This is a genomic window from Syntrophorhabdaceae bacterium (assembly GCA_028713955.1).
Classification (GTDB): domain Bacteria; phylum Desulfobacterota; class Syntrophorhabdia; order Syntrophorhabdales; family Syntrophorhabdaceae; genus UBA5609.
Genome location: JAQTNJ010000108.1, coordinates 1 through 10130, shown reverse-complemented (window position 1 = coordinate 10130; position 10130 = coordinate 1). Strand labels below are relative to the sequence as shown.

At 49.3% G+C, this 10130-nt stretch carries 14 protein-coding genes; all 14 read right to left on the bottom strand.

Translation table 11 applies throughout. From position 1 onward, the window contains the following. Window positions 1–379 (bottom strand): NYN domain-containing protein (locus PHU49_10090; GenBank protein ID MDD5244356.1); only part of this gene is annotated, 379 nt, incomplete at its 3' end. A gap of 226 nt (window positions 380–605) precedes the next feature. Beyond that, window positions 606–995 (bottom strand): transcription antitermination factor NusB, encoded by a 390-nt coding sequence (nusB, locus tag PHU49_10085; GenBank protein ID MDD5244355.1) that lies wholly within the window; start codon window positions 993–995, stop codon window positions 606–608. An 8-nt stretch (window positions 996–1003) separates the two neighbouring features. After that, window positions 1004–1492 (bottom strand): 6,7-dimethyl-8-ribityllumazine synthase, encoded by a 489-nt coding sequence (gene ribE, locus PHU49_10080; protein ID MDD5244354.1) that lies wholly within the window; start codon window positions 1490–1492, stop codon window positions 1004–1006. Window positions 1493–1501: 9 nt separating this feature from the next. Continuing rightward, window positions 1502–2707 carry a bifunctional 3,4-dihydroxy-2-butanone-4-phosphate synthase/GTP cyclohydrolase II gene (locus PHU49_10075; protein ID MDD5244353.1) on the bottom strand — a complete coding sequence of 402 codons (1206 nt, stop codon included), beginning with the start codon at window positions 2705–2707 and terminating at the stop codon, window positions 1502–1504. Next, window positions 2707–3357, bottom strand: a complete 651-nt coding sequence (locus PHU49_10070) for a riboflavin synthase (GenBank protein ID MDD5244352.1) — start codon at window positions 3355–3357, stop codon at window positions 2707–2709. The genes PHU49_10075 and PHU49_10070 overlap by 1 nt, the downstream gene beginning before the upstream one ends. Then, window positions 3338–4441, bottom strand: coding sequence for a bifunctional diaminohydroxyphosphoribosylaminopyrimidine deaminase/5-amino-6-(5-phosphoribosylamino)uracil reductase RibD (gene ribD, locus PHU49_10065; GenBank protein MDD5244351.1), 1104 nt, complete (start codon window positions 4439–4441; stop codon window positions 3338–3340). Before ribD ends, PHU49_10070 begins: the two co-directional genes overlap by 20 nt. Continuing rightward, window positions 4438–4902, bottom strand: a complete 465-nt coding sequence (gene nrdR / locus PHU49_10060; protein ID MDD5244350.1) for a transcriptional regulator NrdR — start codon at window positions 4900–4902, stop codon at window positions 4438–4440. The genes ribD and nrdR overlap by 4 nt, the downstream gene beginning before the upstream one ends. A gap of 141 nt (window positions 4903–5043) precedes the next feature. Beyond that, complete coding sequence (locus PHU49_10055) at window positions 5044–5523, bottom strand: cytidine/deoxycytidylate deaminase family protein (protein ID MDD5244349.1); 480 nt, start codon at window positions 5521–5523, stop codon at window positions 5044–5046. Next, the gene (locus PHU49_10050) at window positions 5520–6770 is read right to left on the bottom strand and encodes a serine hydroxymethyltransferase (protein ID MDD5244348.1); all 1251 of its coding nucleotides are present in this window, start codon (window positions 6768–6770) and stop codon (window positions 5520–5522) included. Before PHU49_10050 ends, PHU49_10055 begins: the two co-directional genes overlap by 4 nt. Next, window positions 6767–7213: a ribose 5-phosphate isomerase B gene (rpiB, locus tag PHU49_10045; protein MDD5244347.1), complete on the bottom strand. Its 447-nt coding sequence runs from the start codon at window positions 7211–7213 to the stop codon at window positions 6767–6769. Before rpiB ends, PHU49_10050 begins: the two co-directional genes overlap by 4 nt. Window positions 7214–7215: 2 nt before the next feature. Beyond that, window positions 7216–8457, bottom strand: a complete 1242-nt coding sequence (gene fabF / locus PHU49_10040; protein ID MDD5244346.1) for a beta-ketoacyl-ACP synthase II — start codon at window positions 8455–8457, stop codon at window positions 7216–7218. A gap of 12 nt (window positions 8458–8469) precedes the next feature. After that, the gene (locus PHU49_10035; GenBank protein ID MDD5244345.1) at window positions 8470–8712 is read right to left on the bottom strand and encodes an acyl carrier protein; all 243 of its coding nucleotides are present in this window, start codon (window positions 8710–8712) and stop codon (window positions 8470–8472) included. 98 nt (window positions 8713–8810) lie between these two features. Beyond that, complete coding sequence (fabG, locus tag PHU49_10030; protein MDD5244344.1) at window positions 8811–9536, bottom strand: 3-oxoacyl-[acyl-carrier-protein] reductase; 726 nt, start codon at window positions 9534–9536, stop codon at window positions 8811–8813. Window positions 9537–9554: 18 nt separating this feature from the next. Next, the coding region (locus PHU49_10025; protein MDD5244343.1) for an ACP S-malonyltransferase at window positions 9555–10130 on the bottom strand (576 nt) is incomplete at its 5' end.

Genomic DNA, 10130 nt, shown 5'->3' with positions numbered 1-10130 from the left:
CCATCATCTCTTCCAGCCGTCCTGGCGTGATAAACGGGACACCATGCCTTTTTGCCTCATCGATAATTGCCCTGTCAGAACTGACCACGGCCATACCGGCCTTTTTTGCCCCGATGAACCCTATGATAACATCATCGGCGGTCTCCCCTTCCTTTGAATATATCACATCGATCCCCTTGAAGTTCTCCCTCTGACGTCCAGGTGAAAAAATATTGTATGCGTCAAAGACTACGGTTATCTTTGCGCCCCGACGTTTTTTATATCCGGCCAGCCTCTCGAGCAAAGACCTTCGCAGACCATCGTGATCAACGCCTCCGTGTATCCCGGAGCGCCCCGTTCTGCCTATATAATTGTATCCGTCGATGATGATATGGATCATAATATCAGATCATAGTTCATGACTCACAACTCATAGCAAATGCATTGAATAACCAATTACCAATAACCAGGCTCCAATTAATCACCAATACCCAATATTCAATAACCAAACAAAAACTTTTGTGTATTATACCTCGTTTGGGTATTCGGTCATTGGTCATTGGATATTAATTGGTGATTGATGTTTGGTGATTGGTTATTCAATAAACCTGCTCCCTGCTGATGACTCATTCTCCCTTCGATGCTTCCTGTTTATAATACTCCCTCATCACCTTATCGAGGACCCCGTTAATAAAGATCCTGGAGTCTTCATTCCCGTATTTTTTGCCAAGCTCTATTGCCTCATCAATCGAAACCTTTGGTGGTACATCGGGGATGAAGAACATCTCGTAGATCCCGACCCTCAGGATATTCCTGTCCACATAGGTTATCCTGTCAAGCCTCCAGTTTTCGCAGGCGGCGGTGATCTTTGTATCGATAATATCCTGATACTGTTTTATTCCTGATAATAACCGGCGGGCATAATCCATGATATCCTGCTGATAGGGGAATGACTCACAGTAATTCGTCAGGGCTGATTCAGGGTCATCACGGTTCGTCTCTACCTGATAGAGCATCCGTAATGCTAATTCTCTCGCTTTCCGCCTTCGCACAAGTTGTTTTCCTTCAGAAGATTGACCATCTCTATAACCGAGATTGCAGCATCGTAGCCCTTATTACCGGACTTCGTCCCGGCCCTTTCTATTGCCTGCTCAATATTCTCACTGGTGATAACACCGAAAGCGATAGGTTTTCCGATCTCAAGAGATGCCTGTGCAATACCTTTTGTAACCTCTGAGGCTATATAATGAAAATGGGGTGTAGCGCCTTTGATGACAGTCCCCAGACATATAACCCCGTCAATATCACTTTTCCCGGCAAGGAGCTTTGCTGTAAGCGGTATCTCGAATGCGCCCGGGACTTTATAGATCGCAACCTGTTTCTCGTCGGCGCCGTGTCTTTTCAGTGCATCGAGGGCGCCTTCAAGAAGTCTGTCGGTGATAAAGCTGTTAAACCTGCTTACTACGATTGCAAACCTGAACCCCTTTGCACTGAGTTTTCCTTCACGTATCATATACGCTCCTCATAGATTATTGAGAATATGACCAAGTTTTTTCTGCTTGGTCTTAAGATAAGCTATGTTGTCTTTCGTCGGTTCCATCTCAAGCGGCGTACGTTCAAGGACCTGAAGACCATACCCTTCAAGACCCTTGATCTTCTTGGGGTTGTTCGTGAGCAATCTCATCTTTCTCACCCCGATGTCATTCAAGATCTGTGCGCCGATACCATAATCCCTGAGGTCAGCAGAAAAACCGAGGGCAAGGTTTGCCTCCACAGTATCGTGACCGTGATCCTGAAGATTATAGGCCTTCAACTTATTCAATAATCCGATACCTCTTCCTTCCTGTCTCATGTAAAGAAAAACGCCCTTTTTCTCTTTCTCTATCATCTTCAGCGCCGAGTGAAGCTGCTCACCGCAGTCACACCGCATTGAACCGAGCACATCACCGGTAAAACATTCTGAGTGGACCCTGACGAGGACAACATCATCGGGGGTTATATCTCCTTTCACCAGGGCGAGGTGTGTCTCCTTGTCGATATCGTTCTCGTATCCTATGAGCTTGAATTCACCACCGTAACGCGTAGGGATCCTCGTTTCCGCAACCCTCCGAACGAGTTTTTCATTTTTCATCTTGTACCCGATGAGATCCGCGATACTCACGATCTTGAGCCCGTGACGATCAGCAAAGACCTCAAGGTCAGGGAGCCTTGCCATCGTACCGTCCTCATTCATAACCTCGCAGATAACCCCCGCCGGTTTAAGCCCCGCGAGCCTTGCCATGTCCAACGATGCCTCGGTATGGCCGACCCTCACCAGCACTCCGCCTTTTCTTGCCATAAGCGGGAATATATGGCCGGGCCTTACAATATCATCGGAGGTTGTCGTATCGTCAATGGCGACCTGGATCGTTCTCGCCCTGTCATAGGCGGAGATCCCTGTCGTGACGCCGTGCTTTGCTTCTATGGAAACGGTAAAGGCGGTATTGTAAGGAGAGGTGTTGTTGTCGACCATCAAGGGCAGATCGAGCTCCCGCACCCTTTCTTCCGTTAAAGAGAGGCAGATAAGGCCGCAGGCATACCGTGCCATGAACGTTATCGCTTCAGGGGTAACCTTCTCCGCGGCAATCATTACATCACCTTCGTTTTCCCTGTCCTCATCATCTACGATGATCACCATTTTGCCTTCGCGGATATCACGAAGCACATCTTCGATCTTTGCTATTGCCATTACCTGTCCCCTTTTACGTATCCATGGTCGGAGAGAAAACCCAGGTCTATCCCCTTCCGTTTATTTCTGATCAAAAAGCTTTCCACGTATTTGCCGATAATGTCGGTCTCTATGTTTACTCTGTCCCGCAGGTTCTTTTCGCCTATGGTGGTCCTGGATAGAGTATGTGGAATTATGTTAACTGTAAATATATTATCATGTTGACTGTTGACTGTCAAGCTCATTCCATCGACTGCCACAGAGCCCTTTTGCACGAAATACCTTGTTATATCGGCCGGTACCTCGATACTTAGTTGGGTTGAATCGCCCGCCTTTTTTATATCCGCGATCGTCCCGATAGCGTCGACATGACCGGTCACAAGATGCCCGCCAAACCTCCCCCCGGCCTCCATCGCACGTTCAATATTGACCCGTTGCGATACCTTTGCCTCCTTCAGAGTAGTCCTGTCCAGCGTCTCGAGGGACACGTCTGCGCTGAAGGTCCCCTTCCCTGTCTTTGTGGCTGTCAGGCAGACACCGTTGACAGAAACACTGTCGCCTTCCCTGATATCAAAAGGCGAAAGATTCGTTTTGACGGCAAACTCCCATTTCCCGCTCATCTTGTTTATGCCGGTGATTATTCCGATGTCTTCAATGATTCCTGTGAACATATCCTTCTATGCAGATATCCTCTTTAAATCTTTTGATGGTCGTGACATCGATCCTGTACGCATCCTTCAGAAAATCGATACCTTTACCACCGATGAGATTGAGGGCGTTCTTGCCTCCGATAATGATAGGCGCGTAAAAGAGAACCACCTTATCCAGCAGGTCTTCCTTGAGGAGCGCGCTGTTGACCTCCCCGCCGCCTTCGACAAAGACACTCAGGATCCCTCTTTTATAGAGTTCCTGGCATACGTGCTTCAACGACGTCCGGCCATTCCCGTCGTTCGGGATCCTGATAACCTCGATCCCCATGGATACGAGTTTTGTCTCCCTGTCCGCCCTGGAATCCTCTGAAGTAAAGACCAGCGTCTTATACTTTCCGGATGTCTTCGCAATATCACAGGCAAGGGGTATCCTGAGCTTGGAGTCGAGTATTATCCTTGCGGGATATTTCTTCGGTCGTATGACCTTTGGGACCAGCAATGGATTGTCCGTTATAACTGTGTTGATCCCTACCAGGATGCCGTCCATGACCGACCGTAATCTATCTGCATACTTCCTTGATTCTTCATTCGATATCCATTTTGAATCACAGGTCTTGGTGGCGATCTTTCCGTCAAGGCTCACAGCCGACTTCATGACGAAGAAGGGCCTTTTCTTTTCCATGTAGACCACAAAGGCCTCGTTGAGCCTTCTCGCCTCCTCGTCAAGAACGCCTACCTTCACCTCAATCCCGGCCTTCCGCAAGGCCTCTATTCCCCTGCCGTTCACCTTTGGATTAGGATCAACCATGGAAACAACCACCCGCTTGATACCCGCCTGTATTATCGTGTCCGTACAGGGTGGCGTTTTGCCCTGGTGTACACAGGGTTCCAGGTTTATGTAAAGGGTTGACCCCCGTGCCTCCCCTTGCGCGTCATTGATAGCAACCACTTCAGCATGGGCCTGGCCTGCCTTTTTATGATAACCCCTGCCTACTATCTCTTTCCCTTTTACGAGTACAGCGCCTACCATAGGGTTCGGCGATGTGGAGCCAAATCCTTTTTTTGCAAGAGAAAGTGTCATGCGTATGTACTGTTCGTCTTTCACTCTTCATCCTTTTTAAGGAGCAGATCTTTCAGCTCTTCCATGAATTCATTGATGTCCTTGAACTGTCTGTACACAGACGCGAACCGGACATAGGCTATCTCATCGAGCTTCCTCAGTTCGTCCATGACCATCTCACCGATCTCGGTGGCCTTGATCTCTCGTTCACCCTTTTCCAGCAGGTTATATTCGATCCTTGAAACGATCTTCTCTATATTCGTTATACTGATGGGTCTCTTTTCGCAGGCCTTGTTCAACCCGTTCAGGATCTTGGTCCTGTCGAAGTCCTCCCTCCTGTCATCCTTTTTTATAACAAGCGGCAGACCCTCCTCAAGCCTCTCTGCCGTAGAGAAGCGCTTGCCGCATTTGAGACACTCCCGCCGCCTGCGGATAGTGTCCATCTCTTTGCTCATTCTCGAATCAAGGACCTTGCTCTCAGGGTCATTACAGAAAGGACATTTCATAACGTTAGCTCATAGCAGATCGTATATCGTAATTCGTATATCGTATATCGGGAAAAACCGTTCGCCGCAATGCGTTCGGATCGTTTCTTTGGTTTCTTTGGTTCTCGCTATTCACCATTCACCATTCACTATTCACTGTCTTTATGTATCCGCCTTCCCGGGGTCCTCCTTGAGAACTACCTTCTTCAGGATGATGCCGGATTCTTTAATCAATTGTAAAGAAAGCTCATCAGAATAACCATCGAGATAATATACTGTTCCGATACCTGCGTTGATAACCATCTTTATACAGATAGAACAGGGCAGGTGGGTCGAATAAAGCTGGGCGCCGGCGATACTCACACCGTGATACGCTGCCTGTATGATCGCATTCTGTTCCGCATGGAGACCTCTGCAGAGTTCATGGCGTTCACCGGAGGCAACCTTAAGCTGTTCACGCATACACCCGAGGTCCATGCAGTGACGCAGGCCTGTCGGGGCACCGTTGTATCCTGTGGCAAGGATCCTTTTGTTCTTTACGATAAGGGCCCCCACGCTCCTTCTTGTGCACGTGGACCGTTTCGAAACAATCCTTGCGATCTCCATAAAATAAGAATCCCAGTCAGGGCGGTGGTTTTTCATATGTTAAAGATGCGGGAATAAAAAGGAAACCCGGCGCAAAGCGTCCTGACCTTTTCCTTTGTGTCTTTTCGAAGCGACCGATCTTCCATGTGCTGCAGGACCGTATCCATGAACTCACAGATGATCTCCATCTCCCGTTCCTTCATTCCCCGCGTAGTAACTGCAGGAGTACCGATCCGGATACCGCTGGTTACATTGGGGCCTTTCGCGTCAAAAGGGATGAGGTTCTTGTTAATCATGATACCGCTTTCTTCCAGAGCCTCCTGGGCCTCTTTACCGGTCACACCCTTGTTCACAAGGTCGACGAGAAAAAGGTGGTTATCTGTTCCCCCGGAGACAATCCTGTATCCCCGGTTCTTCATGCTATCCGAAAGATGCCGGGCATTGGCTATAATCTGCCTCTGGTATCCCCTGAATTCTTCGCTCATTGCCTTCTTCAGGGCAACTGCCTTTGCCGCGATAACGTGCATAAGCGGCCCGCCCTGGATCCCGGGGAAGACCGCGGAATCAATGGCCCTGGCAAACTCCTTTGCGCAGAGTATCAAGCCCCCGCGAGGGCCGCGGAGGGTTTTGTGTGTCGTTGTAGTAATAAAATGGGCATACTCAACAGGGTTCGGATGACAGTCTGCGGCGATGAGGCCGGCAATATGGGCGATATCGACCATGAGATATGCCCCCACCTCATCGGCAATCTCCCTGAACTTCTTGAAATCGATCAATCTCGAATAAGCGCTCGCCCCTGCTATTATCAGCTTTGGCCGTTCTTTACGGGCAATATCCCTGATCTCATCATAATCGAGCATTTCGTCTTTGGCAGAAACACTGTATGAGACCGCATTGTAGTATTTTCCGGAAAAACTCGCAGTGGCGCCGTGCGTAAGATGACCACCGTGGGCAATATTCATTCCAAGGATTGTATCTCCGTAGTTAAGAACAGCATAAAATACAGCCATATTGGCAGCAGAACCTGAGTGGGGCTGAACGTTCGCATGTTCAGCCTTGAACAGCGTCTTTGCCCGTTCGATCGCTATGCTCTCTATATCGTCGAGATACCTGCAGCCGCTGTAATACCTTTTTGAAGGATAGCCTTCGGCGTACTTATTCGTCAGAACACACCCCTGCATGGCAAGGATGTCTTCATCGACATAATTCTCGGAGGCTATGAGCACAAGGCTGTACTCCTCCCGCTCAAGCTCATGTCTTACGAGTTCGTAGATCTCCTTGTCGTTACCGTCTAACTTCATCATAGGCTCAGATGACCTTTCTCCCAGTCGGAGATCTTGTCGATCCTTTTCTGGTGACGCCCGCCTTCAAAAGGTGTATCGAGCCATGCCCGGACGATCTCCTCCGCGAGACCTTTTCCCGTAATCCTTCCTCCGAGTACGAGGATGTTGGCATCGAGATGCTTCCTGCTTTGTATGGCAGTGTAAAGGTCAAACACCAGGGCTGCCCGTATCCCTTTCACCTTGTTCGCCGTTATGCTCATCCCTATGCCTGTGCCGCAGATGAGGATGCCTTTTTCCACCTTTCCTTCGGAGACAAGCCTTGCGACCTCTATGCCGAAATCAGGGTAATCAACGGAGTTTTCCGTATTGGTCCCGGCATCAACAACAGTATCGTTCCGATCCTCCAGTACCTTTTTAACAACCTCTTTTAACGCATAGCCGGCATGATCAGAACCTATTGCCACCTTCAATCCTTAAACCTCCTGAATATCAATGTCGAATTCGTGCCTCCGAACCCGAACGAATTTGAGAGTCCGATATCGATAGTATGGCTCCGGGCTGAATTGGGAACATAATCAAGGTCACAATCCGGATCAGGTGTCTCGTAATTGATCGTCGGCGGACAGATATTATCGCGCATGCTCAAGAGTATAAAGATCGCCTCAACTGCTCCTGCTGCACCCAGGAGATGCCCTATCATCGATTTTGTAGAACTCACCGGTATTGTATATGCCTTTTCTTTAAAGACCTCTTTGATGGCGATTGTTTCTATCTGATCATTGAGGCCCGTTGATGTACCGTGGGCATTGATATAGTTTATCTCTTCAGGCGACACGGCGGCATCTCTCATGGCCATCCTCATACAGCGGATGAAGCCGTCGCCGTCAGGACACGGTGCCGTGATATGGTATGCATCACCGTTATAACCATACCCGACAACCTCTGCATAGATCTTTGCGCCCCTCTTTTTCGCGTGTTCCAGTTCTTCCATGACAATAATACCCGAACCTTCCGCAACGACAAAACCATCCCTGTCCTTATCAAAAGGGCGGGATGCCTTCGTGGGCGCGTCGTTTCTCGTAGAAAGCGCTTTCATGGCATTAAAGCCGCCTACAGTGAGAGGGGTCAGATTCGCTTCTGTTCCTCCTGCCACCATCACATCGGCGTCACCATACTGGATGATCCTCAGGGAGTCACCGATGGAGTGCGCACCGGTCGCACAGGCCGTAACGATGCAAAGATTGGGACCCTTGATGCCGAACTGGATCGCTATATGACCCGGCGCCTCATTTGCGATCAGCATGGGTATAAAAAACGGCGATATCCTTCCAGGTCCTCTTTCGAGAAGAATGCTGTGGTACTTTTCCAGTGTCGGCAGGCCGCCAAGTCCTGTGCCGACAATAACACCGACCCTTTCCGCGTCTTCCTTGCCCATATCAAGGCCGGAATCTTCCATGGCGATCTTCGCGGCGGTGAGGGCGTACTGAATAAAAAGATCTATCCTTTTGAGCTCCTTCGGTGGGATATAATCCTCAGGTTTATACTCCTTCACCTCAGCAGCAAATTTTGTTTCGTGTTGTGTGGTGTCAAACCGCGTAATCGGTCCTATCCCTGATTCGCCGCGTAGGATGCGCTGCCACACATTTTCAATACCCACACCGAGAGGGGTGACAAGTCCCACTCCCGTGACAACTACCCTGCGTTTCAATGTATCACCTCTCTATTTTTTCTCAGTCATGTGTTCTTCAATGTACCGTATCGCATCCCCCACGGTCTCGATCTTCTCTGCGTCTTCGTCGGGGATCTCAATACCATATTCATCTTCAAGGGCCATAATAAGTTCTACGATATCGAGTGAATCTGCCCCAAGGTCATCGATAAACTTCGCCTCAGGCATTACCTCAGATTCGCTAACCCCAAGCTGGTCCACGATCATCTTTTTTACCTTTTCAGTGACTGTCATTAAACCACCTCCTGATTTTATTAAAAGATTGCCATCAGCCTTCAGCGGTCAGCACCAGGATGCTGAACACTTCATGCTTATTACGCTATGCTCACCGTTTACATATACAAACCGCCGTTAACGTTTATCACCTCCCCTGTTATATATGTTCCGTACCCCGAAATAAGGAAGTACACCAGATATGCAATATCGACAGGCTCTCCGAACCTCTTCAGGGGGATCGCCTTTAACATCCCTTCTTTTGTCTTATCATCCAGCGCATCGGTCATCCTGGTCCTTACAAAACCAGGGGCAACGGCGTTCACCCGTATTCCCCGCTCGCCATACTCTTTGGCGACACTTTTTGTGAAACCAATGATGCCTGCCTTGCTGGCCGCGTAATTTGCCTGTCCGGCGTTGCCCATGACCCCTGCTATGGATGAAATATTGACGATACTTCCGCCGGTCTTCAGCATGTGTCTGATCACTGCCTTCGTACAACTGAATACACTTTTCAGATTGACCCGGATTACCCTGTCCCAGTCTTCTTCTTTCATCCTCAGCAACAACTTGTCGGATGTTATCCCCGCGTTATTGACCAGATTGTTGACCTTCCCCATCTCCTTCACCACACCATCAACGGCCTCGCCGACGGCCTGGAGATCAGCAACATCCACCTGGTAGAACAGGCATCTCCGTCCTTTATTCCTGATGATGCCGGCAACTTCATCGCCATCGATAATATCGAATATCGCTATGTCGCCGCCCTTATCGGCCAGAAATTCAGCTATGGCCCGGCCAATGCCCTGGGAGCCGCCTGTCACTATGGTAACAGTATCATTCATAGTAAACAAATCCTTTGTTTATAATATACCTTTCACTGCCTCTATATCTTCCAAAGATTCCACATTGTAACAGGGCACATTCGGCTCTATTCTCCTGATAAGGTTCGTAAGGACCTTCTGGGGACCTACCTCAAGAAAGATCTCTACTCCCTCTGCGATCATTCTCCTGACAGACACCTCCCACAAAACCGGTGAGAACATCTGACGGTATAACCTGTCAATAACGATACCCCCGTCATCCCCGGGCGTCCCGTCGACGTTAAATACAACAGGCGTGTTCATGGCGCCCTGATTAATCTTTGTGAGTTCCTCTTTCAGTTTCTCCGCCGCGTCCCTCATGAGCGGACTATGGAAAGGACCGGAGACATTGAGAAAAATCGCCTTCTTGTACCCTGTCCCCTTCAACCTCTCGACGCCTTCCTTCAGGGCCTCCATGTTGCCGGAAAGGACCACCTGCTCTGCGGAGTTCAGGTTCGCCGGAACAGCGACATAATCATCATGGGATATCTCCTGGAGGACAGGTCCTATCTTTGCCATATCTGCGCCGATGAGGGCGACCATCCCTCCCTTCCCTTTCGGACATGCCTCTTCCAT